Genomic DNA, 25,165 nt, shown 5'->3' on the forward strand with positions numbered 1-25,165 from the left:
CTACTTCTTGGAGGGGTGCTTGGGACGCTGCGCTCCACCCTTGCGCTGCTGCCCCGACTTCTTCTGTCCCGGCTTCTGCCCGGCCTTCTTGGGCTGCTGGCCGGCCGTCGCGCCACCGGAGCTTCCCGTGGAAGCCTCGCCGCCGGAATCCTGCTTCTCCAGCGAAGTCGGTTCACCCGAGCCGCCGGGCTTGTTTCCCTGCTGGCGCTGGGACTTGCTCTGCCGCTTGGGCTGCTGACGCCGTGCGCGTGCCGCCTCAACGGCTTCCCGCGTCTCGACCTCCTTCGGGTCCTCCTTCAGCTTGCCCGCGGCGCGCAGCTTCTCCTGACGCTCCTTGTACGCGAGGGAGCCCGGCGTGGGATTGCGCTTGATGACGAACATCTGCTGCCCGAGCGTCCAGACGTTGGTCGTGAGCCAGTAGATGAGCACACCCACGGGGAAGTTGATCCCGAAGACGGCGAACATGATGGGGAAGACGTACATCAGCATCTTCTGCTGCTGCATGAACGGCGTCTTCACCGTCAGGTCGACGTTCTTCGTCATCAGCTGGCGCTGCGTGTAGAACTGCGACGCCGACATCAGAACGATCATGATCACTGTGACGACGCGCACATCCGTCAGTGCGGCCCCCAGCTCGGCGACCTTGTCCGCGCTGTCCAGGAACTTCGCCGCGATCGGGGCACCGAAGACCGATGCGTTACGGGCGCTGTCCACCTGCTCCGCGGTGAGGACGCCCACGGGCCGGTTGTTCGCGATGTGGTTCAGCACCTGGAAGAGCGCGATGAAGAACGGCGACTGCGCGAGGATCGGAAGGCAGCTGGAGAGCGGGTTCGTACCCGTCTCCTTGTACAGCTTCATCATCTCTTCGGACTGACGCTGCTTGTCGCTCTTGTAGCGCTCCTGGATCGCCTTCATCTTCGGCTGGAGCGCCTGCATGTTCCGGGTCGACTTGATCTGCTTCACGAAGAGCGGGATCAGGCAGATCCGGATCAGCACCACCAGGAAGAAGATGGACAGACCCCAGGCCCATCCGCTGCTCTGGTCGAAGACCAGGCTGAACAGCGAGTGGAACTGGACAATGATCCAGGAGACAGCGGTATAGAGAGGACTCAGGATCGTGTCCAGGAAGTTCATCAGGCTCCTTGGGCGTTGGACTGGGTCCGGTACTGCTGCCAGCGGTAACGCAGCCGCTGGTGCCAAACCGGATGCTTCCGGGCGGGGACGTGGTCGACGCCACCGGGGGACCAGGGATTACAGCGCAGGATGCGCCAGGCCGTCAGTGCCGTACCTTTCACGGCGCCGTGCCGCTCGATGGCCGCGTAGCCATAGTGCGAACACGACGGGTAGTACCGGCACACCGGCCCGAGCATCGGGCTGATGGTCCACTGATACAACTTGATCAACCACATCAGGGGGTACTTCATGACGGAGGCCTTCCAAGCAGCCGCTTCAAAGCGGCGTCCAGGTCGCGCACCAACTCGTCATGGTCTGCTTCACCCGCGCCCGGCAACGCCCGTACGACAACCAGGCTACCTGGCGGCAACTCGTCCATTCGGTCGCGCGCCAGGTGCCGCAGCCGTCGCTTGACGCGGTTGCGCACCACCGCGTTGCCGACCGCCTTGCTCACGACGAAACCCGCACGCGCCGGGGGAGCCTCTCCCCCCGCCTCGTGCGGGTCCGATGAGTTGCTGTTGCTGCGAAGGTGGACGACGAGAAGCGGGCGGCCCGCCCGGCGTCCTCGGCGAACCGCGGCCGCGAAGTCCTCGCGCCGCCTCAGCCGGTTCTCGGTAGGCAGCACGTCATGGACCGGTGGTCAGGCGTTCAGGCCGACAGGCGGCCGCGACCCTTGCTGCGGCGGTTCGCGATGATCGCGCGGCCGGCACGGGTACGCATGCGCAGCCGGAAGCCGTGGGTCTTCGCGCGGCGGCGGTTGTTCGGCTGGAAGGTGCGCTTGCTCACTCGGGGGCTCCAGGAAAGCTTGGTGTCCCGCGGCGACCGCGGGAGATGGGCGTGTGTGGCGTCGACAGGCTGTCACCGTGCGCCCACGAGTAGCTCGCAACGCCCGAGTGTGCACCGCTTCATGATCCGTGAAGAGTCTCATGGATCCTGCCCATCGGAGGCATGCGGCAGCAGCCGTCGACAACTCGACCTCGTTACGGTACGCGGGCCTACGCCATTCGGTCAAACCACCGAGGGCCCGTTCCAAGGCCTTCGGCGGGGCCCGCACGCCACTCGTGCACAGCCTGTGGACAACGACTTGAATGGTGCGCGTCGCCCTGACTACCGTGATTGAACTCCCATCCCTCCCGACCGTCCTCAGAACCACACATTCGTGGGATCTGGCCGGCTTCACCGAAGCATCACACCCAGCGAGTGAGAGAAGCGTGACCCGTGGCTGACCTGCCTGCCGATCTTGCCGCAGTGTGGCCACGAGTACTGGAGCATCTCCTCTCGGAGGGCCAGGGCGTCGAAGCCAAGGACCAGCGATGGCTCCGCGAGGCCCAGCCGCTCGTCCTCGTGTCGGGCACTGCTCTCCTCGGGGTTCCGAACGAATACGCGAAGGGCGTTCTCGAAGGCCGTCTCTCGCCGGTGATCAGCGACGCCCTCAGCCGCGAGTGCCGGCAGCCCATCAGGCTCGCGATCACCGTCACCGGGCCCGCGCCGGAGTCGTCCGCCCAGGCCGCCGGTGGCACCGCCGGCGACGCCGGCACCGATACCTCGGCCGCCGCAGCAGCCTCGGCCGGAGCGGACTCGCAGCCCGCCGCACCGTCGGTACCGGCTCAGCACACCCCGTCCCCTCACGAGGGCGCCGGCCCCGGCGGCCAGGAACGCGGCGGCGGATACGACAACGGCGGGGGATACGAGGGCGGCGGATACGACAACGGCGGGGGATACAGGGGCAACAGGTACGAGGGCTACGAGGCCCGCGACCTGCCCAGCCCCCGCCCCGCCTATCCGGATTACCCGGAGGCGCCACGGCAGACCGGTGCCTGGCCGCAGCACCATCGCGACCAGTACGCGCCCCAGAACCAGCAGCCGCATCACGCGCAGCAGCAGGCGCACCCACAGCAGTCACAGCAGCAGCACCAGCCGCAGTCGTACGAACAGCACTACGACCAGCACCGGGCGCCGCACCAGCAACAGTACGAGCGGCACCAGCCGTCGTACGAGTCCTACGAACACCAGCGCCGCGCGCAGCAGCAACTGCCGCCTCCCCAGGGTCAGATGCAGCAGGCGCAGGTGCCTCCCCAGGGCCAGCCCCCGGCGCCGCGCTACGACGGCCCGTCCCAGCTCCCGGCGTCCAGCGGAGCTCCGGGGCCTCTCGCCGCGCAGCCGGCGCCGGCCACGGGTCCCGGTGAGCCGACGGCCCGGCTGAATCCGAAGTACCTCTTCGACACGTTCGTCATCGGGGCCTCCAACCGCTTCGCCCACGCCGCGGCGGTCGCCGTCGCCGAGGCACCGGCCAAGGCGTACAACCCGCTCTTCATCTACGGGGAATCGGGCCTCGGCAAGACGCACCTGCTGCATGCGATCGGCCACTACGCGCGAAGCCTCTATCCGGGCACGCGGGTGCGCTATGTGAGCTCGGAGGAGTTCACCAACGAGTTCATCAACTCCATCCGCGACGGCAAGGCGGACGCGTTCCGCAAGCGCTACCGCGACATGGACATCCTGCTCGTGGACGACATCCAGTTCCTGGCCGACAAGGAGTCGACGCAGGAGGAGTTCTTCCACACCTTCAACACGCTGCACAACGCGAACAAGCAGATCGTCCTCTCCAGCGACCGGCCTCCGAAGGCACTCGTCACGCTGGAGGACCGGCTCCGCAACCGCTTCGAGTGGGGTCTGATCACGGACGTGCAGCCGCCGGAGCTGGAGACGCGCATCGCGATCCTCCGCAAGAAGGCGGTGCAGGAGCAGCTCAACGCACCTCCCGAGGTCCTGGAGTTCATCGCGTCGCGGATCTCGCGGAACATCCGGGAACTCGAGGGTGCTCTCATCCGGGTCACCGCGTTCGCCTCGCTCAACAGGCAGCCCGTCGACCTCGGTCTGACCGAGATCGTCCTCAAGGACCTGATTCCGGGTGGTGAGGACGCCACCCCGGAGATCACCGCGTCGGCCATCATGGCGGCCACCGCCGACTACTTCGGCCTCACCGTGGACGATCTGTGCGGCTCCTCACGCAGCCGGGTCCTCGTGACCGCGCGGCAGATCGCCATGTACCTGTGCCGCGAGCTGACTGACCTGTCCCTGCCGAAGATCGGCAGCCAGTTCGGCGGCCGCGACCACACGACGGTCATGCACGCGGACCGCAAGATCCGGGCGCTGATGGCCGAGAGGCGCTCCATCTACAACCAGGTCACCGAGTTGACCAACCGCATCAAGAACGCCTGAGCGCGCCGCTCACTGCGCGGCGCGCTGTCATGAGCCCCCTGGGAGCCAACTCCTCGGGGACTCTTCGCTGTTCGAATCCGGAAGCCGGGGAGGGCCGGCTCCACAGGTAACGGGCGAATGAGGAGTCCACACCCTGTGGGCCGAAGAAGTTGTCCCGATCGCGTCCACAGAAGAGGCCTGTGATGACTGATCCGTGGAGGTCACCAGGGTGTGGATTTGTGAGCAAGCCGCTCCACAGGGTGTGGACCTTCAATCGCGCCTCGGGGACGAGGAGAGCTTCGTCCACCGGCCGCCCACAGCCTGAGCGTTCTTGTCCCCAGCTTCTCCACAGGGCTGTCCACTGTTCGGCAACTCAACGCGCCTGCTCACTGGTTCGAGTGAAAGGCGTCACATCCGACCCCCGATCCCCCCTGTGGGAAAGGTGGGGAAAACTGTGGAACCCGCTGTGGGGAAGTGGCACGGGGCTGTGCACCGGGTGTGCAGAACTTTCGGCTGTCCACAGAAACGGCTGTCCGTCCACTGGTCGCGCCCACAGGGGCGGTGGACAGAATTCGCGCACTGAGCTGGGAAAACGGAGTTGTCCACGGTTTCCACAAGCCCTACTACTACGACCACGGATATATAGCGCGGAATCTGTTTCGAAGCGGGGGCTGTGCACAACGTTCGCCGGACCTCTCCTACCCACCCCGCAACGACTTGACCCACACCCACGCCGACTGTCGGCAGCGTGCGTCAGACTGGTCCCCGGCAACGAGCCGACGAGAACAGGCGGCAGGGCGAGCAGCCAGCAACAGCAGGAGGCGGCTGAAGGTGAAGATCCGGGTAGAGCGCGATGTACTCGCGGAGGCGGTGGCCTGGGCGGCGAAGAGCCTCCCCGCCCGTCCGCCCGTGCCTGTCCTTGCGGGCCTGCTGCTGAAGGCCGAGGACGGTTCCCTGAGCCTCTCCGGCTTCGACTACGAGGTCTCGGCCCGCGTCTCGGTCGAGGGCGAGGTCGAGGAGGAGGGCACGGTTCTCGTCTCGGGCCGTCTGCTCGCCGACATCTGCCGCTCGCTCCCCAACCGCCCCGTGGAGATTTCCACAGACGGTGTACGGGCGACGGTCTCCTGCGGCTCGTCCCGCTTCACCCTGCACACACTGCCTGTGGAGGAGTACCCGGCGCTCCCCGAGATGCCCACCGCCACCGGCACGGTGCCCGGCGAGGTCTTCGCCTCCGCGGTCGCCCAGGTCGCGATCGCCGCCGGCCGTGACGACACGCTGCCGGTGCTGACGGGTGTGCGGATCGAGATCGAGGGCGACACCGTCACGCTGGCCTCGACGGACCGGTACCGCTTCGCCGTGCGTGAGTTCCTGTGGAAGCCGGAGACGCCCGACGCGTCCTCGGTGGCGCTCGTCCCGGCCAAGACGCTGCTGGAGACGGCCAAGTCCCTCAGCGGCGGCGACAACGTCTCGCTGGCTCTGTCGGGTTCGGGCTCCGGCGAGGGGCTCATCGGCTTCGAGGGCGCGGGCCGGCGCACGACGACCAGGCTGCTGGAGGGCGATCTGCCCAAGTACCGCACGCTGTTCCCCACGGAGTTCAACTCCGTCGCGGTGATCGAGACCGCGCCTTTCGTCGAGGCGGTCAAGCGCGTCGCCCTGGTCGCCGAGCGGAACACCCCGGTCAGGCTGAGCTTCGAGCAGGGTGTTCTGACCCTGGAGGCGGGGTCGAGCGACGATGCACAGGCTGTGGAACGCGTGGACGCCGAGCTGGAGGGCGACGACGTCTCGATCGCCTTCAACCCCGGCTTCCTGCTGGAGGGTCTGAGCGCGATCGACTCCCCCGTGGCCCAGCTCTCGTTCACCACGTCGACGAAGCCTGCGCTGCTGAGCGGCAAGCCCGCGAAGGACGCCGAGGCGGACGACGCATACAAGTACCTGATCATGCCTGTGCGGTTGTCGGGCTGAAGCCCCTCCCTCGGTGCCCGGCCGTCGCCCCTGGTCAACAACGTCTGAGCGGCCCCCGTCCACAGGTGTGCGCAACCCCTGTGGGCGTAGGCTCGGGCCCAGGTACGAATCGTGAAAGAAGGGGCACTGATGGAGCTCGGTCTCATCGGTCTCGGCAGGATGGGCGGCAACATGCGCGAGCGCATCCGCCGGGCCGGCCACACCGTCATCGGCTACGACCGCAATCCCGACGTCGCGGATGTGCGGAGCGTCGAGGAGCTGGTGGCGAAGCTCGCGGGACCGCGCGTGGTGTGGGTGATGGTCCCTGCAGGGGAAGCCACGCAGTCGACCATCGACCAGCTGGCAGAGCTGCTTTCCCCCGGCGACATCGTCGTCGACGGTGGCAACTCCCGCTGGACGGAGGACGAGCAGCACGCGGAGGAGCTCGCCGCGAAGGGCATCGGATTCGTCGACTGCGGTGTCTCCGGCGGCATTTGGGGCCTGGAGAACGGCTATGCGCTGATGTACGGGGGCGACGCCGGCCATGTGGCCCGTGTGCAGCCCGTCTTCGACGCCCTCAAGCCGGAGGGCGAGTTCGGATCCGTGCACGCCGGCAAGGTCGGTGCGGGGCACTTCGCGAAGATGGTCCACAACGGCATCGAGTACGCGATGATGCAGGCCTTCGCCGAGGGCTGGGAGCTTCTGGAGGCCGTCGACTCGGTCACCGACGTACGTGAGGTCTTCCGCTCCTGGCAGGAGGGCACCGTCATCCGTTCGTGGCTGCTGGACCTCGCGGTCAAGGCGCTGGACTCGGACGAGCACCTGGCCGAACTGCGCGGCTACGCCGCCGACTCGGGCGAGGGACGCTGGACGGTCGACGCGGCGATCGACCACGCGGTACCGCTGCCGGCGATCACCGCGTCGCTCTTCGCCCGCTTCTCGTCCCGGCAGAAGGACTCGCCGCAGATGAAGATGGTCGCTGCGCTGCGCAACCAGTTCGGCGGCCACGCCGTCTCGGCGAGCGGCGCCCCTATGGACGGCGACACCCCGGGCGCCGACGTCCTTCCGCCTGTGGGTGGTTGACGGTTCCGATGCACGTCACGCATCTGTCGCTCGCCGACTTCCGGTCGTACGAACGGGCCGAGGTGTCCCTCGGTCCGGGAGTGACGACGTTCGTGGGGCCGAACGGGCAGGGCAAGACGAACCTGGTGGAGGCCGTCGGCTATCTCGCGTCGCTCGGCAGCCACCGGGTCTCGTCGGACGCCCCGCTGGTGCGGATGGGTGCGCAGCGTGCCGTCGTGCGGGCGCTGGTCCGGCAGGGGGACCGGCAGCAGCTGGTCGAGCTGGAGCTGAATCCGGGCAAGGCCAACCGTGCGCGGATCAACAGGTCCTCGCAGGTCAAGCCGCGTGACGTGCTGGGGATCGTGCGGACCGTGCTGTTCGCGCCGGAGGACCTGTCGCTGGTGAAGGGCGACCCTGGTGAACGCCGGGGTTTCCTCGACGAGTTGGTCACCGCACGGTCGCCGCGCATGGCCGGGGTGCGTTCCGACTACGACCGGGTGCTCAAGCAGCGCAACTCGCTGCTGAAGTCGGCGGTGATGGCCCGGCGCTACGGCGGGCGTCCGGGGACACCTTCCGCGACGAAGTCTGCGGGGGCCGACACCTCGACGCTCGACGTGTGGGACGAGCATCTGGCGCGCGTGGGCGCCGAGTTGCTGGCACGGCGGCTGGAGCTGATATCGGCGCTGCGGCCGCTGGCCGACAAGGCCTACGAGCGACTGGCGCCCGGTGGCGGTCCGGTGGGCCTGGAGTACAAGGGGGCACCGGCGGACGGAAGCCGCGGCGGCCTCGACGCCGACGGCCGGGGCGCCGCCGTCTCTCCCGCGGAGCTGTACGACGGGCTGCTGGCGGCGCTGCGGGATTCGCGCCGCGCGGAGATGGAGCGCGGCGTGACGCTGGTGGGCCCGCACCGGGACGATCTGGTGCTGAAGTTGGGGGAGCTGCCCGCCAAGGGATACGCGAGCCACGGCGAGTCGTGGTCGCTGGCCCTGTCGCTGCGGCTGGCGTCGTACGAACTTCTCAAGAGCGAGGGCAACGAGCCGGTGCTGGTGCTGGACGACGTCTTCGCCGAGCTGGATGTGCAGCGGCGGGCACGGCTGGCGGAACTGGTCGCGTCCGGTGAGCAGGTCCTGGTGACGGCGGCGGTGCCGGAGGACGTGCCGGAGGTGCTGGCGGGCGCCCGGTTCTGCGTCGCCGGCGGGGAGGTCGTTGCGGAATGAGCGACGAGTCCGCTCCCGGGACGCCTCCCGGGGAGGCACCGGGACCGGCCGATGCCCAGGCGCCGCCGGGCGCGGAGCGTCCACAGCCCGCCGAACCGACGGGTGTGGACCTGGCACGGGTGGCGCTGCGCGCGGCGAAGGAGCAGGCGCGGGCGCGCGGTGCGGCGGCGCAGCAGAAGAAGGACGTGCGGAGGGGGCGGGTGCCGCGCTCGGGAGCCGGGCGCGACGGGCGTGACCCGCTGCCGTTGGGCACTGCGGTGCGCGGCTTGATCACGGAGCGGGGCTGGGAGGTTCCGGCCGCCGTGGGGGGCGTGATGGGTCGCTGGCCGCAGCTGGTCGGGCCGGAGGTGGCTCAGCACTGTGAGCCGCAGCGGTTCGACGAGGAGGAGCGGGTGCTCACCGTGCGGTGCGACTCCACGGCGTGGGCGACGCAGTTGAGGCTGCTGGCGCCGAGGCTCGTCGCGCGCCTGAACGAGGATCTCGGCGACGGGACGGTGGCGTTCCTGAAGGTGCGTGGACCGCAGGCGCCCGGCACGCGCAGTGGTCCCTTGCGTGCACCGGGTAGCAAGGGGCCGGGGGACACCTACGGGTGATCCGTGACGGCGCTCACGGTGATCGGGCGTTGACAGGTCGAAGCGCTGAGCGCCCCTGTGAGCGTTCTGGCCCCCCGGTGTGCATATGGGGAGTCGGTGGACGCCAGTTCAGGTCGGCACATGCGGACTCAGGCGCCCGCAAACCCCCATTCGCTCCGTCGCCACCGGTACACTGATGCAGAACCCGCCCCGTTGCGGAACATGTCGAACGACGCAGCCGCTCCACGCACCCTGGAGCCGGTCTGTGCTGTGCCAGAAAGGGCGCTTCGTGGCCGATTCCGGCGATCTCAACGAGTACGAGAACAACCCCACTGACACCGGTGCCCCGCTCGTCGACGGCGCCGGCGCCGAGGTTCCCCCCGTGGGCCCCCCGGTGTCGCCGGTGTCCGCGGTTGCCGAACCGTCGTACGACGCGAGCGCGATCACGGTCCTCGAAGGCCTCGAGGCGGTGCGCAAGCGCCCCGGCATGTACATCGGGTCGACCGGTGAACGTGGTCTGCATCACCTCGTCCAGGAGGTCGTGGACAACGCCGTCGACGAGGCCATGGCGGGCCACGCGGACACGATCGACGTGACGCTGCTCGAGGACGGCGGGGTCCGGGTCGTCGACAACGGCCGCGGGATCCCGGTGGGCATCGTGCCGTCCGAGGGGAAGCCGGCCGTCGAGGTCGTGCTCACGGTGCTGCACGCGGGCGGCAAGTTCGGCGGCGGGGGCTACGCGGTCTCCGGCGGTCTGCACGGCGTCGGCGTCTCCGTGGTGAACGCGCTGTCGCAGCGCGTGGCGGTGGAGATCAGGACGGAAGGCCACCGCTGGACGCAGGACTACAAGCTGGGCGTCCCGACGGCGCCGTTGAAGCGCAACGAGCCCACGGACGAGACGGGCACCAGCGTGACGTTCTGGGCGGACCCGGAGGTCTTCGAGAGCACGGAGTACTCGTTCGAGACGCTCTCGCGCCGCTTCCAGGAGATGGCGTTCCTCAACAAGGGCCTGTCGATCGAGCTGACGGACGAGCGTCCCGAGCATGTGGACGAGGACGGCAACCAGCTCAAGGTCCGCTACCACTACGAGGGCGGCATCTCCGACTTCGTGCGCTATCTCAACTCCCGCAAGGGCGAGTTGGTCCACCCGACGGTGATCGACGTCGAGGCCGAGGACAAGGACCGCATGATCTCGGTCGAGATCGCGATGCAGTGGAACAACCAGTACAGCGAGGGCGTGTACTCCTTCGCCAACACGATCCACACACACGAGGGCGGCACGCACGAGGAGGGGTTCCGTGCGGCGCTGACGGGGTTGATCAACCGTTACGCGCGCGACAAGCGCCTGCTGCGCGACAAGGACGACAACCTCACGGGCGAGGACATCAGGGAAGGCCTGACGGCGATCATCTCCGTCAAGCTGTCGGAACCGCAGTTCGAGGGCCAGACCAAGACGAAGCTGGGCAACACGGAGGCGAAGACCTTCGTGCAGAAGATCACCCACGAGCACCTGAGCGACTGGCTGGACCGCAACCCGAACGAGGCCGCCGACATCATCCGCAAGGGCATCCAGGCGGCGACGGCGCGCGTGGCCGCGCGGAAGGCGCGCGATCTCACCCGCCGCAAGGGCCTGTTGGAGACGGCGTCGCTGCCGGGCAAGCTGAGCGACTGCCAGTCGAACGACCCGGCGAAGTGCGAGATCTTCATCGTGGAGGGCGACTCGGCGGGCGGTTCGGCCAAGTCCGGCCGCAACCCCGAGTTCCAGGCGATCCTCCCGATCCGCGGCAAGATCCTGAACGTGGAGAAGGCGCGCATCGACAAGGTGCTGCAGAACGCCGAGGTGCAGGCGCTGATCTCGGCTTTCGGCACCGGCATCCACGAGGACTTCGACATCGCGAAGCTGCGCTACCAGAAGATCATTCTGATGGCGGACGCCGACGTCGACGGCCAGCACATCAACACGCTGCTGCTGACGCTGCTGTTCCGCTTTATGCGGCCGCTGGTGGAGGCGGGCCACGTCTTCCTCTCGCAGCCGCCGCTGTACAAGATCAAGTGGGGCCGCGACGAGCATCAGTACGCCTACTCCGACCGCGAGCGGGACAGCCTCATCCAGCTCGGCCGCGAGCAGGGGAAGCGGATGAAGGACGACTCGATCCAGCGGTTCAAGGGTCTGGGCGAGATGAACGCCGAGGAGCTGCGCATCACCACCATGGACTCCGATCACCGGGTGCTGCGCCAGGTGACGCTGGACGATGCCGCGGCGGCGGACGACCTGTTCTCGATCCTCATGGGCGAGGACGTGGAAGCCAGGCGCTCGTTCATCCAGCGCAACGCCAAGGACGTCCGGTTCCTGGACATCTGAGCCCCGACATCCGAGCCCGTCGCACCTCGTGGCGCCCGCAGGCACGCACTCCGTCGCCGGAGTCCGGTGCGCCGCACACACACTGAAGGACTTGAGCTGAGCCATGGCCGACGAGATTTCCCCCACCCCTGAGGTCCCCGAGGGCGACGGCGTCGAACCGGTGGTCGCCGGAGACCCCGCGCCGGTGCAGATCGAGGGCGCGGCCTCGCGCGTCGATCCCGTGAGCCTCGAGACCGAGATGCAGCGCTCGTATCTCGACTACGCGATGAGCGTGATCGTCTCGCGCGCGCTGCCGGACATCCGCGACGGTCTGAAGCCGGTTCACCGGCGGGTGCTGTACGCGATGTACGACGGCGGTTACCGGCCGGAGAAGGGCTTCTACAAGTGCGCCCGCGTCGTCGGCGACGTCATGGGCACGTACCATCCGCACGGCGACTCCTCGATCTACGACGCGCTGGTGCGCCTCGCCCAGACCTGGTCGATGCGGATGCCGCTGGTCGACTCCAACGGCAACTTCGGTTCGCCGGGCAACGACCCGGCGGCGGCCATGCGGTACACCGAGTGCAAGATGACGCAGCTGTCGATGGAGATGCTGCGCGACATCGACGAGCAGACGGTCGACTTCCAGGACAACTACGACGGCCGCAACCAGGAGCCGACGGTTCTGCCGGCGCGCTTCCCGAACCTGCTGATCAACGGCAGCGCGGGCATCGCGGTCGGCATGGCGACGAACATCCCGCCGCACAATCTGCGTGAGGTGGCCTCCGGCGCACAGTGGTACCTGGAGCACCCGGACGCATCCAACGAGGAACTGCTCGATGCGCTCATGGAGCGCATCAAGGGCCCGGACTTCCCCACGGGCGCGCTGATCGTCGGACGCAAGGGCATCGAGGAGGCCTACCGCACCGGCCGCGGCTCGATCACGATGCGCGCGGTGGTGGAGGTCGAGGAGATCCAGGGCCGCCAGTGCCTGGTGGTGACCGAGCTTCCGTACCAGGTCAACCCGGACAACCTCGCCCTGAAGATCGCCGAGTTGGTGAAGGACGGCCGGGTCGGCGGCATCGCCGACGTACGGGACGAGACGTCCTCGCGCACGGGCCAGCGGCTGGTGATCGTCCTGAAGCGGGACGCGGTCGCGAAGGTCGTGCTGAACAACCTCTACAAGCACACCGACCTGCAGACGAACTTCGGCGCGAACATGCTGGCGCTGGTGGAGGGCGTGCCGCGCACGCTGTCGCTGGACGCCTTCATCCGGCACTGGGTGACGCACCAGATCGACGTCGTCGTCCGCAGGACGCGTTTCCGGCTGCGCAAGGCCGAGGAGCGGGCGCACATTCTGCGCGGGCTGCTGAAGGCGCTCGACGCCATCGACGAGGTCATCGCCCTGATCCGGCGCAGCCAGACCGTCGAGGACGCGCGCGGCGGACTGATGGGGCTGCTGGAGATCGACGAGATCCAGGCCAACGCGATCCTCGAGATGCAGCTGCGGCGGCTTGCGGCCCTGGAGCGCCAGAAGATCACCGCCGAGCACGACGAACTGCAGGCGAAGATCGACGAGTACAAGGCGATCCTGGCCTCGCCCGAACGTCAGCGGCAGATCATCGGCGAGGAACTCGGCGCGCTGGTGGACAAGTTCGGTGACGACCGCCGCACGAAGCTGATCCCCTTCGAGGGCGACATGTCCATCGAGGACCTGATCGCGGAGGAGGACATCGTCGTCACGATCACGCGTGGCGGCTACGTGAAGCGGACGAAGACCGGCGACTACCGGGCGCAGAAGCGCGGCGGCAAGGGCGTGCGGGGCACGAAGCTCAAAGAGGACGACATCGTCGACCACTTCTTCGTCTCGACGACGCACCACTGGCTGCTGTTCTTCACGAACAAGGGCCGTGTCTACCGGGCGAAGGCGTACGAACTTCCCGACGCCGGACGGGAGGCGCGCGGTCAGCACGTGGCGAACCTGCTGGCGTTCCAGCCGGACGAGCAGATCGCCGAGATGATCGCGATCCGCGACTACGAGGCGGTGCCCTACCTGGTGCTCGCCACCAAGTCGGGCCTGGTGAAGAAGACTCCGCTGAAGGACTACGACTCCCCGCGTTCGGGCGGCGTCATCGCGATCAACCTCCGGCAGATGGACGACGGCCGCGACGACGAGCTGATCGGCGCCGAGTTGGTCTCCTCCGAGGACGATCTGCTGCTGGTGAGCCGCAAGGCCCAGTCGATCCGCTTCACCGCCACCGACGAGGCGCTGAGGCCCATGGGACGTGCGACTTCCGGTGTGAAGGGCATGAGTTTCCGTGAAGGTGACGAACTGCTCTCGATGAACGTCGTTCGTGCGGGTACGTTCGTCTTCACCGCCACGGACGGCGGTTATGCGAAGCGCACCAACGTCGACGAGTACCGCGTGCAGGGCCGGGGCGGTCTGGGAATCAAGGCCGCGAAGATCGTGGAGGACCGGGGTTCCCTGGTGGGGGCGCTGGTGGTCGAGGCGAACGACGAGATCCTCGCCATCACGCTCGGTGGCGGTGTGATTCGCACACGCGTGAGCGAAGTCAGGGAGACGGGACGTGACACGATGGGCGTCCAACTGATCAACCTGGGCAAGCGGGATGCGGTCGTCGGTGTTGCCCGCAACGCCGAAGCCGGCCGCGAGGCCGAGGAAGTGGAGGCGGCTGTCGAGCCCGGCGGGTTGCTGGGCGAGGAGCCGGCGGCCACGTCGAGCGATCCGGACGACGAGGAGTAAGGCGTGAGTGGTGCTCAGCCGCAGCCCCGTGCGCACCAGGAGGCCGAGCCGCGACAGCAGCCGCCTCAGGAGGCGCAGCCCCTGCCTCAGGCCCAGCCGCACCGTCCGCCGCAGGCGTACCCGGCTCCGCCGGTGACCCCGCCGTCGGCTGGCGCGACCGCGGGGCCGGCTGCCGGTGGGCACCAGTACGGTGCGGGCACCGCCACGGAGACCGGAACCGGCCCGGGCGTCGGTCCGGGCGCGGCGAGCGCCGTGCGCAAACCCCGGACCGGAGCCCGTACGGTGCCGCGCACGCGCAAGGCGAGGCTGCGCGTGGCCAAGGCCGACCCGTGGTCCGTGATGAAGGTCAGCTTCCTGCTGTCGATAGCGCTGGGTGTGTGCACCGTCGTGGCGGTGGCGGTGCTGTGGATGGTGATGAACGCCATGGGCGTCTTCTCCGCCATCTCCGGCACGGTCAGTCAGGCGACGCAGTCCGGCGACGGCGGCTTCGATCTGGAGGCGTTCCTGTCGCTGCCGCGTGTGCTGCTGTTCACGACGGTGGTCGCTGTCATCGACGTGGTCCTGGCCACGGCTCTGGCGACGCTGGGTGCCTTCATCTACAACCTGTCGGCGGGCTTCGTGGGCGGTGTCGAGGTCACCCTCGCCGAGGACGAATGAGCAGCAGTATCAGGCCCCTGAACGGATTTGGGCACGTGGATGAAGTGCGCTAACCTTTCGGGTGCAGCGCGGGGCTATAGCTCAGATGGTTAGAGCGCATCCCTGATAAGGATGAGGCCACAGGTTCAAGTCCTGTTAGCCCCACCGCGAAAAGGCCCGTTACTCATGTGAGTGACGGGCCTTTTGATGTCCACGACTGACACCGACGGCGAGATCAGCCGACGCGATCAGCCCGCGAGTGGATCGTCCCGGGCGCGGCGGACATCGAGAGCCCGCGCACTACGTGGCAGGCGGGGCCGCCGGCCCCCGGGCCGCCGCCCGGCTCAGCCCGCCGCGTCCATCAGGGCGGTGACGTAGGCGTCCAGTCGCTGCTCCACGACTCGCGTCGTCAGCTCCGTCCTCCCCGCGTCCCGCCATGGCTGCGCCACCTGCTGCACTTCTTCCGAGAACGCCAGCCCGTCCCGCACCTGCCAGTACAGCCGTTCGCTCGCGGAGGCGGCCAGCACCCCGCCGGCCTCCTCATACGCCTGTGCGAACCGCAGGCCCCATGCGGGGCCGTGCAGCAGCGCGAGATTCGTGGAGCAGTGCGCGGCATCGAGGTCCGCCGGCCCCCAGCAGGTTCCTGCCCAGTCGACGACGCCGGTGATCCGGGGACCTGCGGGGCTTTGGGGCGCCCTGTCGAACAGCACGTTGCCGGGGTGGAAGTCCCGGTGCAGAAGCCGCCCTTCGTAGGGCGGCGGGGGCTTGCGGATCACGTCGATCGCAGCCGCCCATGCCGCCGCGTCGGCGTCCTTCGGAATCACGACTGTGTCGGCGGTCGTCAACGCCGCATACTCCTGGGGCTGCCAGTGGGGCCTGCCCTGCGCGAGCGGAGCCGAGGGTTCGGGCGAGGGCCGCAATGCGTGGATCGCCACGAGTTGACGGGCCAGCACAGGGACACGCGCCTGCAGTCCCTCGTCGTCGAGGACCGTCCGGCCCGCCAGATGTGTCATCAGCAGAGACGGATATTCGCAGTGCGCGGCGGTCGGATCGACCGCGACCAGTCCGGGAGCCGGCACGGCGGTCCCGGTGAGCAGGGTCAGCGCGCCGGCCTCCCTGTTCAGCGAGTCCTCAGCGCGCTCCACGACCAACGGGTCGACGAAGCTCCGCAGCACCAGGTCGCGGGTGAAGCCGTCCCGCGTGCCGATGGTCAGCCGCCGCATCTCGGCGGTGATGCCGCCGTGCAGTGCCTCGGCTTCGACGATCCGTTCGCCGGCGTCCAGGTGCCGGCTCACCCAGGCCAGGGTCGACGGCCGGACCGCCGCGGCACCATCGTGGTTCGTCACCCTGCTACGCCATCATCCGGACACCGCCCCGCGCAAAGGCTTTGGCCGGGGGCGACGGCCGCGCTGCCCGGTCGGAGACTCCACCGGCACGAGTCGGACCGTGGCCGGCGCCGATGCCCGCACGGCGTCTTTCCGCGGAGGGCATGGGTGCCGGATTCGCCCCCGCCCGTTGAGGGTTCGGATGTTGCTTCTCGGCCGGGGCGCCTGCGGCGTCGTCGCCGCGCGAGGTGCTTCGCGCACCCCGGACGACCTGTCCCGCTCCTTGTGCGGTCCCGCTGTGGGGCGGAGTCGCGGCAGTGGAGCCAGGTATAAGGCCCGATTATCTTGTCTGATGGAAGGAGTTCGAGAGTCTCGGCTCCGCCGGCGTGCTGAGGGGAAGGGTGCAGGGATGGACTGGGAGCGGTTCGCCGCCCATATGGGGGCGATGGCGCGGGACCTCCTGGAGCAGGGTTCCGTCGACACGACACTCGAGCGGATCACGGCTTCGGCGACGGAGATCATCGAAGGGTGTGACGCCGCAGGGATCCTGATCCGCAAGGGCGCACGGGTTCACACGCTGGCTCCCACGGGCAGTCTCGTGGTGCTCAGTCACGAACTGCAGGAACGTATGGAAGAGGGGCCCTGCTTCGACGCGGCCGAGCCCGGGAACACCGAGCGCGTCTACCGGATCGCGGACTTGACCGCGTATCAGGACCGGTGGCCGCACTATGCGCCCGAAGCCCGCCGACTCGGCATCGGCAGCATGATGGGGTTCCTGCTCTACACCGAACACGAGGAGCTCGGCGCCCTCAACCTCTACTCACGCAGCAACGGCGCCTTCACGACCGTGAGTGAGAACGCAGGCCTGCTCCTTGCTTCCCACGCTGCGGTCGCCTTCTCGAGCGCACGCAACGCCGAACAGCTCCACCGGGCCCTGAGCACCCGGCACACGATCGGCGAAGCCATGGGAATGATCATCGAACGCCACGGTCTCAGCCAGGACGAAGCCTTCGGCGTACTCCGCAAACTGTCCCAGGAGCGCAACATCAAGCTCTACGAGATCGCCCGGGACGTCTGCGAAAGCGGCAGCATCGATCCGTGAGACCCGCCCGGGGCGCGCGCGGGGGAGTCTCAGTGGCCGCGGGGCCCGTCCCCCTTGTCTTTGTCGTCGCCCCCGTCTGCGGTGGCCGCCCCGCCGGGCGACGCACTGTCGATGACGGAGCGGGCGCCCTGGCGGAGCAGTTCGGCGCAGACGCGTGCACCCAGACCGGCCGCATGCGCGGCGGAGGGGGCGTCCTGGTGGGCGCGGACGGTGCGTGTGCCGTCGAGGGTGAAGACTCTTGCGCGCAGGCTGAGTCGGCCGTTCTCCGCGGTTACGCAGTGCGCGGCGACGGGTGAGTTGCAGTGGCCGCGCAGGCCGCTGAGCACCGAGCGTTCGGCTGTCGCTTCCGCGTGCGTACGCGGGTCGTCGATGCGGCTGAGCAGTGCGGCGACGTCCTCGTCCTCCCGGCGGCAGTGCAGCGCCAGCACGCCCGCGCCGGCCGCCGGCAGGACTTCGTCGAGCGGGAGGCGGCAGCGGATGCGGCCGGTGAGCCCGAGCCGTTCGAGTCCCGCTTCCGCCAGCACCATCGCGTCCGCTTCGAGGCCGCCGCGCAGCCCGTCCAGCTTCTCCAGCCGTGTGGCGACCGTGCCCCGGACGTCCACCATGCGCAGATCGGGCCGCAGCGTGAGGAGTTGGGCCCTGCGGCGTACGGCGCTCGTGGCGACGGCGGCACCGTCGGGGAGGTCCGCGAGGGAGGTCACCGGTGAGCCGGCGGGCACGAGCAGCACGTCGTGCACATCGGCGCGGGGAGGCGTCGCGGCGATGACGAGTCCCTCCGGCAGGGGCTGGTCCCCCGGGACGTCCTTGAGGCAGTGGACGGCCACATCGATCTCGCCCCGCTGCAGTTGCCGGTCGATGGCCCTGACGAACATGCCTTTGCCGCCGGCCTGCGTGAGCGAGCCGGGCCAGGTGTCACCGGACGTGGTGGTCGGCACGGTACGTGTGATCAGGCCCGGAACGGCTCGCCGGAGGCGGTCCGCGACGTGGCCGGCCTGAATGAGCGCCATGGGCGAGCTGCGTGTGCCGATCAGCAGCGGCCGGCCGGGGAAGCCGGGAGAGCCGGACGGGGCGGGGACGTCGGTCACGGTGGCGGTCCTCTCGGGGGTCGGCTCTCAACGTAGGGCGCCGGGCACCGCCATCGGCCCTTATGGCTTTTTGTGTTGGAGTGCACACCATGAGTGACCGGTTCGAGATGCGGCGGCTGCGGAACCGTCGCACTCTTTTGGCTATGACTGCGTCGATCGTCGTGCATCCGCCCGCACCGATGGGCGGGCGCCGTGTAACCGCTGACCGAGTCGACGGGGAGGATCTCGGATTCGCCCGCGGCATCGCGGACCTGGTCGGGATCCTGCGCGAGGCGGGGCTCGACCCCGACCAGGTGCGGCTCGACGACCCCGCGCTGATCGAATGGCGGGGCGGGAAGGCCGACGTGTGGGAATGACGCCTTCGTCGCGCTGAGTTCACGCGTGGCGCCGGTCCGTGGGCGGACGTCCCGAGCGCCGGAGGGAGATCGCCCCTCCGCCGGGGCGGACTCCGCGGTGGCGGGAGCCGGTTGGGTATCATCGGCCGCCAGATGGTCCCAACGTCTCTCAGAAGGACGAGGTAGCGCGGTGAAGAAGCTTCTCCTGGTCGCACTGGCCGCCATCGGCGGGCTCCTCGTGTACCGCCAGATCCAGGCGGACCGCGCCGAGCAGGATCTGTGGACGGAGGCGACCGACTCCGTGCCCGCAGGTTCGGATGTGTGAACCCAAGACTTCGTGCAGAGGGGCCCCGATCGCTCAGGCGGTCGGGGCCCTTCGTGTGTGCGCGTCACGGCGGGAGCGGGACGGGGCCGCCGAAGGGGGCGGAGCCGGGCGGCGTTGCAGTTCTGTGACGGACCACCCCTTGCAGTGTGCTTAAGCAAAGCAATAGTGTCTCGCGCAAAGACATGGAGCGCGCGTCCGCGTGCGAGGGGGTCGGGGGACACATGGGAGCACGGTGGGGCGCCGGCCGGACGCGGCGCGCGAAGGCCCTGGCGATGGGCGGCCCGGCGATCGGCGTGGTGCTCGCCCTCGCCGTCGCCGCTCCGCCGGCAACTGCGTCACCGGATGCAGTTGCAACCGTTGCAGACGGCAACGGTTCCATGGTGATGCTGCTGGATTCGTCGGGGTCGATGGCGAAGCGGGACGCCTCGGGAAGCACCCGCATCGCCTCCGCGCGCAAGGCCGTCGGCACCGTCGTCGACAGCCTGCCGGACGGCTATCCGACGGGCCTGCGGCTCTACGGTTCGCAGAAGCAGAAGGGCTGCACGGACTCCCGGCTCGCCCAGCCCGTGCGTCCGCTGGACCGGGCCGGGATCAAGGACGCGGTGGCGAAGGTGCGGCCCAAGGGGGACACCCCCATCGGTCATTCGCTCCGCAAAGCCGCCGAGGACCTCCCCGGACCTTCCGGCAGTGCGACGGGGCGGCGCACCATCGTGCTGATCTCGGACGGAGAGGACAACTGCGGCGACCCCGAACCGTGCGAGGTGGCACAGGAGTTGGGCAAGCAGGGCATCGGCCTGCGGATCGACGCGATCGGTTTCAAGGTGCGCGGCAAGGCCCGCGAGCAGCTGGAGTGCGTGGCACGCGCGGGCAACGGGGCCTACTACGACGCACCGGACGCCGACGCTCTCGCCCGTCAGTTGCAGCGTGCGGGGCGGCTCTCGGTGGACGGGTACCGCCTCAAGGGCAAGAAGGCCGAGGGCGGATCGGCACCGGGTGAGGCCGCCGGACTCGGCAGCGCCTCCGGTCAGTACCTGGACACCATCGGTCCCGGTGAGAAGCGCTGGTACGCGGTGCGGATGGACGGCGTCAGCACTGCCGGCTTCGCCGCAACCGCCGTGCCCGAGCCCGGTTCCAGGGTCGACGAACTGGACGGCCTGCACGTCGAGTTGACCGCACCGGGGCCGTCCCGGAGCAGCTGCGCGTCGAGTACCGAGCGCTTCGGCCAGGACGAGGGCGGGGTGCCGCTGGTCGCCGGGGTCAGCCGCATCCCCGGCAGCGCCGGGTCGACCGGGCGGTGCGACCGTGGGCCGGGACGCCATCTGCTGTCGGTGGAGCGGGTCAGCGGCGACAGCGACGGCGAAGACGACGGAGACGGCACCGGCGGCGCGCGCTGGCCGCTGGAGCTGACGTACTCGGTGGACAAGCCGCTGAAGAAGGGCACCACGCCCGCGCAGTCGGAGCCCGACCACGGCGCGGGCGGACAGGACGCGAAGCTCCCCCGGGGAAGCGCGAAAAGGGTCAGCGGCGGCACGGGTTTCAACGACGCGGCCAGGATCGGCAAGGGCGTCTGGCGGGACAAGGTGCTGCCGTCGCAGACGCTGTGGTACCGCGTGCCGGTCGGCTGGGGACAACAGCTCCGCTACGACGTGGAGTTCAGCAACGAGCCGACGGTGAAGGAGCACAACACGGAGTTCTCCTACGGCCGCACCGACACCTACACGCCCCACCGGCAGCCCGTCAGCGGTGCGGGCCGGCTGACCACCCGGTCGTCCTACGACGGTGATCCGGGCAAGGTCTCGGGCGGCACGGTGCCGGTCTCATGGACCAACCGCTTCGAGAGCGGTGCACACGTGGTCCCCGTCCACACCGACGGCGACTACTACATCGCGGTCACGCTCGGCGCCGGCGCGGCGCGCATCGCGGAGAATCCCGACATCGGGGTGACGCTCCGCGTCGACGTCAAGGGCGAGGCCAAGGCGGGACCGCAGCACAACGCCCCGGCGCTGAAGGCCTCTCCGGCGGACCCGGCGTCCGGCGGCAAGGCCCGCGGGGAGGACGGTGCCGCGAAGGACGGTACGGAATCAGGCGGAGCGCCGGTCGTGGCGGCGGTCTCCGGCGGCGTGGGGCTGCTGCTTCTGGCCGGTCTCGCCGGGTGGTTCGTCACCTCGCGGCGCGCGACCGCAAACGGCGGCGGACAGGAGAGGACGGGCACGATGAGGGGGGACGCGTGGTGACGCGGCGTACAGGACGCATGAGCGGTACCGGCACGAGGCGGAGGGCGGCCGCCCTGGCGGCGGCCTTGACCGCGACACTCTGCCTGCCGGCGGTGCTGCCCGGCCGGGCGGCGGCCGCCCCCTCGGACGGCAGCGGGGACATCCCGGCGTACCGGCAGGCCGACGACGCCAAGAAGATCAAGGGCACGGCCGGCAGCGGCGACGCGCCCGAGATCGAACCGGCGACGTACACCGACTCCATAGGCCGGGGCGAGAAGAGGTACTACCGCGTCGAACTGGACGCGAAATCCAGTGCCTTCATCTCCGCGGTCGCCGCGCCCCGACCCGGTGCACGCGTGAAGGACGTCGGCGAGGGACTGAAGATCGGGCTGGAGAACGTCGACGGAAGTGCCTGCAACGGCGCCACCCAGCCGCGGTTCAGCGCCGAGGGCGCGGCGTACCCGATCGCGGACTACGCGACGCGCATCATCGGCGCCAACGACCAGTGCCAGAAGGCCGGTCCCTATCTCTTCTCCGTGGAGCGGGAGGGCCCGGCGACCTCCGATCCGGCGCGCTGGCCGCTGGAGATCCGCTTCATGGCGGAACCCGGCCTGAAGGGCGGGCCCGACGCCCTGCCGAGCGCCCCGGACACCGGCACGGGGCGCTCGGAGGAGACGCCGCAGCCCGTCACCGGCGACGAGAAGAAGCGTGCCCACGGCGGCAGCGGCTTCAACGACGCCGGCGCCGTCTCGAAGGGGCTGTGGAAGGACCGCGTACGGCCCGGTGAGACCCGCTTCTACCGGGTGCCCGTCGACTGGGGGCAGCGCCTGAACGCGGCCGTGGAGCTGGGCAGTTCGGGTTCGCCCGGAGAGTACCCGCCGACGATCTACGACGGGCTCGGGGTCACGGCCTACAACCCGGCGCGGGGGCAGTTCGACGAGGACCGGTTCGTCCCGTACACCCCGGACAAGTCGGCGCAGGCCGCGGTCTACACACAGCCTGTGGACTACGGGCGCCGCTTCGCCTACTCAGGGAACACGCCGTGCGTGGCCGGCTGGCACTATCTGGCGGTGACGGTCTCCCCGCAGCTGTCCCGGTACTTCAAGTCGACCGCGCCGCTCACGTTGCGCGTCGACGTCACCGGCAAGGCCCAGGACGGCCCCCGTTACGCGGGGGACGCCCGGGCCGCCGGCTTCGGTGTCGGCGAGGACGACAAGGAACAGGCGGAGAAGGGCCAGAGCGCGGCGGATGCGCAGCGCAGCGGCACTTTCCGGCTCGTGGCGTACGCGGGCATCGGCACCGGTGCCGTGCTGATCCTCCTGCTGGCGGTGTGGACGCTGGCGGCGCGGCGGCGCCCGGCCGCGGGTGCCGGCGCCGTGCCGCCGGCACCCGGGGCGCCCGGCGGGTTCCCCGGTCAGGGCGGGCACTCGGGGACGGTGCCGCTCCGGCCGCGGCAGCAGGACCAGGGACACGCGCCCGGCCAGGGCCAGGGTCCTGGGTAGGACGAGAGCCAGGGTCCTGTGCAGGACGAGGGCCCTGCACAGGGGCTCGCCCATGGCCTCGTCCCTGGCCAGGAGCGCGCTCCTGGCCGGCGCCAGGGTCAGGTCCAGCGCCAGGGATGCCCCGAGGGATGTCAGGCGGCGAGCAGCGCCCAGACGCCGACCGCCAGACAGATCAGCGCGACGGCAAGGACCGGGATCGCCACTTTCGGGGGCGGTCCCGGCCTGCGCGCGGCCGCACCGGCCGGCACCGCAGCGGCAGCCCGCCCGAGCGGGGCCGCACTCGCCGTCTGCTGCGGCACCGCACCGAAGGGCACGGAAGCGTTGCCGTAAGGGGCCGCCAGAGGATGTGCGGACGCTGCCGGTGAGGGCGGCTGCGTGGGCGCATGGGCCGGAGCCGGCGGCATGACGGCCTGGTCCGGAGCCCCGGACGCGCCCTGCGGCGGCGCGAGATGGAAACTGCCGGTGGCCGACGGAGAAACCGCGGCCGCCGCCTGCGCCGGAGCCGCGGGAGAGTCCGAAGTGCCGCCGGGGCCCGCCGGGTTGGCCGCGGCGCCGCCGACGGCATGCGCCGCACCGCCGCCCGGCGACGGTCCGTCCGGCCCGAAGCCCTCCGGCAGCGGCCCGAGTTGGTCGAAGACCTCCACGACCTCCTGCTCGGCCGTCGCGTCGGGAGCGAGCAGCTCCGCCGCGCTCGCGAGGGCCTTGCGCACGCCCGTCGCAGTACGGAAACGATGCCGCGGGTCGGGCTGGAGGAGCTGCCCCAGCACCTGCCACAGCGGCTCCGGCACCCGCTCCGGCGCGGGCGGCACGCCCTGCTCGTAACGCGCCACCATCTCCATCGAGTCGGGCTTCCGCCCCGTCAGCAGGTACAGCCCGACGAGCCCCACCGCATACAGGTCGGCAGTGAAGTCCGGTTCCGCGCCCATCAGTTGCTCCGGCGCGAAGTAACCCGGCGTGCCCACCACGAAATCGGTCTCCGTGAGCCTCGGCTCACCCTTGCGCATGGAGATGCCGAAGTCCGACAGGCGCAGATGGGGGCGGCCCCTGCCGGTGGGCTCCAGCAGAATGTTGGCGGGCTTGATGTCGCGGTGCACCACGTCCTCGGCGTGCACCGCCGCCAGCCCCGCGAGGAGCTGGTCCAGCAGCGTGCACACGAACCCCGGCGGCAACGGGCCGTAGTCGCCGATGAGATGGGACAGCGACCCTCCCGCGACGAGATCCATCGTGAACAGGACCTTGTCGTCGTCGGCAGCCCAGCTGGCCGGTGCCAGCACGTGCGGATGGTCGATCCGCAGGGCCTGTTCGCGTACGAACCGCAGCAGGGAATGGGCGTCGCTCTGCTGGAGCACCTTGGCGGCGACGTACCGCCTGCGGCGCCGGTCCCAGGCGCGCCACACCGCGCCTGCCCCGCCGCGCCCGATCGGGTCGGCCAGCTCGTACCGCCCGGCGAAGACCTCACCCATGACGCCGTGTCCCCCTGTGCCTCTGCCCGTGCTTCACGCGCGCCGCCCCTCTGCCGCGCGGGTCAGCTCTGATGCGACTCGTAGTGCTTGACGGCGTCCGAGGTGCGCCCCGCCCCGTACACCCGGAGGAACTCTGCCAGCTCCGGATGCGTGGAGGCGAGGGCGGAGGAAGCGTCGAGGATGTCCGCCGCGTCGGAGACGGAACGCAGCAGAGCCTGGATCTCACGCACAACCCGCTTCACCGGAGTCTGCGAAGCCGCGCCCGAAGAGCCCGCCTGCGCCTGGCTGTTGAGGACGCTGCCGCCCGCGCTGCGCCGGATCTCCTCCATCCGCTGCGTCGCATCGGCCGCGCTCACGTCCCCCCGCGCGACCTCGGCGGCGAGCTCCTGAAGGGCCTGGACGCGCTGCACGACGGCAGGATTGCCGATCTTCGCGCGCTGGCCGCTCATCAGCTGCGACAGCATGGGCGCCGACAGTCCCAGCACGGTGGCCAGCCGGGCCTGGTTCAGGCCGAGATCGTCGATGAGCCGGCGGAAGAGAGTACCCAGCGGCTCGCCGTACCACTGACTTTGCAGCTCACGCGCTCTGGCAGTGGATTCCTGCTGTGCTGCGTCCATCACGTCTCCCCTGGACTCCCCTGGCGCTTCGCTGACGCGAACTTGCGGAGCATCCTACGGAGGGGGGAGGACGCCCGGCGATACCCGGTCGGAATTCGCTCCGGGGAGCCGGTACCCTTGTGCGCGCGGGGCCTTAGCTCAGTTGGTAGAGCGCTGTCTTTGCATGGCAGATGTCAGGGGTTCGACTCCCCTAGGCTCCACGAAGGCGACAGGCGACGTGTGCCCGCGGAGAGCGCGGGCCGGGTCGCCTTCGTTGTTTTTGCGCGGTCTGGCGCCGCGCGGGGCGGGGGC

At 69.7% G+C, this 25,165-nt stretch carries 21 protein-coding genes and 2 tRNA genes; 15 read left to right on the forward strand and 8 right to left on the reverse strand.

Annotated features, from left to right (window positions below):
* Genes yidC through rpmH form a run of 4 tightly spaced genes read right to left on the reverse strand, consistent with a single transcriptional unit; the run spans nucleotide 1 to nucleotide 1,959 of the window.
* Nucleotides 1-1,125: a membrane protein insertase YidC gene (yidC, locus tag H180DRAFT_RS04790; protein ID WP_055484918.1), complete on the reverse strand. Its 1,125-nt coding sequence runs from the start codon at nucleotides 1,123-1,125 to the stop codon at nucleotides 1-3.
* 8 nt (nucleotides 1,126-1,133) lie between these two features.
* A complete protein-coding gene (yidD, locus tag H180DRAFT_RS04795) occupies nucleotides 1,134-1,424 on the reverse strand; it encodes a membrane protein insertion efficiency factor YidD (RefSeq protein WP_055484705.1) in 291 nt (96 codons plus the stop codon).
* Entirely contained in the window at nucleotides 1,421-1,798 is a 378-nt protein-coding gene (gene rnpA, locus H180DRAFT_RS04800; protein ID WP_074466631.1) for a ribonuclease P protein component, read from the reverse strand. The genes yidD and rnpA overlap by 4 nt, the downstream gene beginning before the upstream one ends.
* A 23-nt stretch (nucleotides 1,799-1,821) precedes the next feature.
* Complete coding sequence (gene rpmH, locus H180DRAFT_RS04805; RefSeq protein ID WP_028438354.1) at nucleotides 1,822-1,959, reverse strand: 50S ribosomal protein L34; 138 nt, start codon at nucleotides 1,957-1,959, stop codon at nucleotides 1,822-1,824.
* Nucleotides 1,960-2,391: 432 nt separating this feature from the next.
* Between rpmH and dnaA the strand changes: the two genes are divergently transcribed.
* From dnaA to H180DRAFT_RS04850, 9 genes are all read left to right on the forward strand, one after another.
* Entirely contained in the window at nucleotides 2,392-4,395 is a 2,004-nt protein-coding gene (dnaA, locus tag H180DRAFT_RS04810) for a chromosomal replication initiator protein DnaA (RefSeq protein ID WP_055484706.1), read from the forward strand.
* Nucleotides 4,396-5,205: 810 nt separating this feature from the next.
* The gene (gene dnaN / locus H180DRAFT_RS04815) at nucleotides 5,206-6,336 is read left to right on the forward strand and encodes a DNA polymerase III subunit beta (RefSeq protein WP_055484707.1); all 1,131 of its coding nucleotides are present in this window, start codon (nucleotides 5,206-5,208) and stop codon (nucleotides 6,334-6,336) included.
* A 129-nt stretch (nucleotides 6,337-6,465) separates the two neighbouring features.
* The gene (gnd, locus tag H180DRAFT_RS04820) at nucleotides 6,466-7,398 is read left to right on the forward strand and encodes a phosphogluconate dehydrogenase (NAD(+)-dependent, decarboxylating) (RefSeq protein WP_055484708.1); all 933 of its coding nucleotides are present in this window, start codon (nucleotides 6,466-6,468) and stop codon (nucleotides 7,396-7,398) included.
* A gap of 8 nt (nucleotides 7,399-7,406) precedes the next feature.
* Complete coding sequence (gene recF, locus H180DRAFT_RS04825) at nucleotides 7,407-8,594, forward strand: DNA replication/repair protein RecF (RefSeq protein WP_055484709.1); 1,188 nt, start codon at nucleotides 7,407-7,409, stop codon at nucleotides 8,592-8,594.
* Nucleotides 8,591-9,187, forward strand: coding sequence for a DciA family protein (locus H180DRAFT_RS04830; RefSeq protein WP_079099846.1), 597 nt, complete (start codon nucleotides 8,591-8,593; stop codon nucleotides 9,185-9,187). The genes recF and H180DRAFT_RS04830 overlap by 4 nt, the downstream gene beginning before the upstream one ends.
* A gap of 244 nt (nucleotides 9,188-9,431) precedes the next feature.
* Complete coding sequence (gene gyrB / locus H180DRAFT_RS04835; RefSeq protein ID WP_055484710.1) at nucleotides 9,432-11,528, forward strand: DNA topoisomerase (ATP-hydrolyzing) subunit B; 2,097 nt, start codon at nucleotides 9,432-9,434, stop codon at nucleotides 11,526-11,528.
* 103 nt (nucleotides 11,529-11,631) lie between these two features.
* On the forward strand, nucleotides 11,632-14,271 hold the full coding sequence (gene gyrA, locus H180DRAFT_RS04840) for a DNA gyrase subunit A (RefSeq protein ID WP_055484711.1): 2,640 nt from the start codon (nucleotides 11,632-11,634) through the stop codon (nucleotides 14,269-14,271).
* Between the two features lie 3 nt (nucleotides 14,272-14,274).
* Nucleotides 14,275-14,928, forward strand: a complete 654-nt coding sequence (locus H180DRAFT_RS04845; RefSeq protein WP_055484712.1) for a DUF3566 domain-containing protein — start codon at nucleotides 14,275-14,277, stop codon at nucleotides 14,926-14,928.
* A 70-nt stretch (nucleotides 14,929-14,998) separates the two neighbouring features.
* Nucleotides 14,999-15,072, forward strand: a tRNA-Ile gene (locus H180DRAFT_RS04850).
* 179 nt (nucleotides 15,073-15,251) lie between these two features.
* On the opposite strand, the gene H180DRAFT_RS04855 is transcribed toward H180DRAFT_RS04850, so the two are convergent.
* Complete coding sequence (locus H180DRAFT_RS04855) at nucleotides 15,252-16,253, reverse strand: phosphotransferase family protein (protein ID WP_055484713.1); 1,002 nt, start codon at nucleotides 16,251-16,253, stop codon at nucleotides 15,252-15,254.
* Between the two features lie 388 nt (nucleotides 16,254-16,641).
* Here H180DRAFT_RS04855 and H180DRAFT_RS04860 point away from each other — a divergent pair, with 388 nt between their 5' ends.
* Entirely contained in the window at nucleotides 16,642-17,334 is a 693-nt protein-coding gene (locus H180DRAFT_RS04860) for a GAF and ANTAR domain-containing protein (RefSeq protein ID WP_055484714.1), read from the forward strand.
* 29 nt (nucleotides 17,335-17,363) lie between these two features.
* Here H180DRAFT_RS04860 and hemC read toward each other — a convergent pair whose 3' ends face one another.
* On the reverse strand, nucleotides 17,364-18,419 hold the full coding sequence (gene hemC, locus H180DRAFT_RS04865) for a hydroxymethylbilane synthase (protein WP_074466632.1): 1,056 nt from the start codon (nucleotides 18,417-18,419) through the stop codon (nucleotides 17,364-17,366).
* Nucleotides 18,420-18,562: 143 nt separating this feature from the next.
* Here hemC and H180DRAFT_RS04870 point away from each other — a divergent pair, with 143 nt between their 5' ends.
* The 4 genes from H180DRAFT_RS04870 (at nucleotide 18,563) to H180DRAFT_RS04885 (ending at nucleotide 22,794) form a co-directional block, all read left to right on the forward strand.
* Complete coding sequence (locus H180DRAFT_RS04870) at nucleotides 18,563-18,775, forward strand: hypothetical protein (RefSeq protein WP_055484715.1); 213 nt, start codon at nucleotides 18,563-18,565, stop codon at nucleotides 18,773-18,775.
* Between the two features lie 169 nt (nucleotides 18,776-18,944).
* Nucleotides 18,945-19,079 carry a DLW-39 family protein gene (locus H180DRAFT_RS04875; protein WP_217628745.1) on the forward strand — a complete coding sequence of 45 codons (135 nt, stop codon included), beginning with the start codon at nucleotides 18,945-18,947 and terminating at the stop codon, nucleotides 19,077-19,079.
* Nucleotides 19,080-19,300: 221 nt separating this feature from the next.
* Nucleotides 19,301-21,313, forward strand: a complete 2,013-nt coding sequence (locus H180DRAFT_RS04880) for a vWA domain-containing protein (protein ID WP_055484716.1) — start codon at nucleotides 19,301-19,303, stop codon at nucleotides 21,311-21,313.
* A gap of 65 nt (nucleotides 21,314-21,378) precedes the next feature.
* Nucleotides 21,379-22,794, forward strand: coding sequence for a hypothetical protein (locus H180DRAFT_RS04885; protein ID WP_139151361.1), 1,416 nt, complete (start codon nucleotides 21,379-21,381; stop codon nucleotides 22,792-22,794).
* A 131-nt stretch (nucleotides 22,795-22,925) separates the two neighbouring features.
* On the opposite strand, the gene H180DRAFT_RS04890 is transcribed toward H180DRAFT_RS04885, so the two are convergent.
* The gene (locus tag H180DRAFT_RS04890) at nucleotides 22,926-24,257 is read right to left on the reverse strand and encodes a serine/threonine-protein kinase (RefSeq protein WP_055484718.1); all 1,332 of its coding nucleotides are present in this window, start codon (nucleotides 24,255-24,257) and stop codon (nucleotides 22,926-22,928) included.
* A 62-nt stretch (nucleotides 24,258-24,319) separates the two neighbouring features.
* On the reverse strand, nucleotides 24,320-24,874 hold the full coding sequence (locus tag H180DRAFT_RS04895; protein WP_055484719.1) for a helix-turn-helix domain-containing protein: 555 nt from the start codon (nucleotides 24,872-24,874) through the stop codon (nucleotides 24,320-24,322).
* Between the two features lie 127 nt (nucleotides 24,875-25,001).
* Here H180DRAFT_RS04895 and H180DRAFT_RS04900 point away from each other — a divergent pair.
* Nucleotides 25,002-25,074 (forward strand) — tRNA-Ala (locus H180DRAFT_RS04900).
* Nucleotides 25,075-25,165 lie beyond the last annotated feature (91 nt).

Source organism: Streptomyces sp. WMMB 322 (assembly GCF_900090145.1).
Lineage (GTDB): Bacteria > Actinomycetota > Actinomycetes > Streptomycetales > Streptomycetaceae > Streptomyces.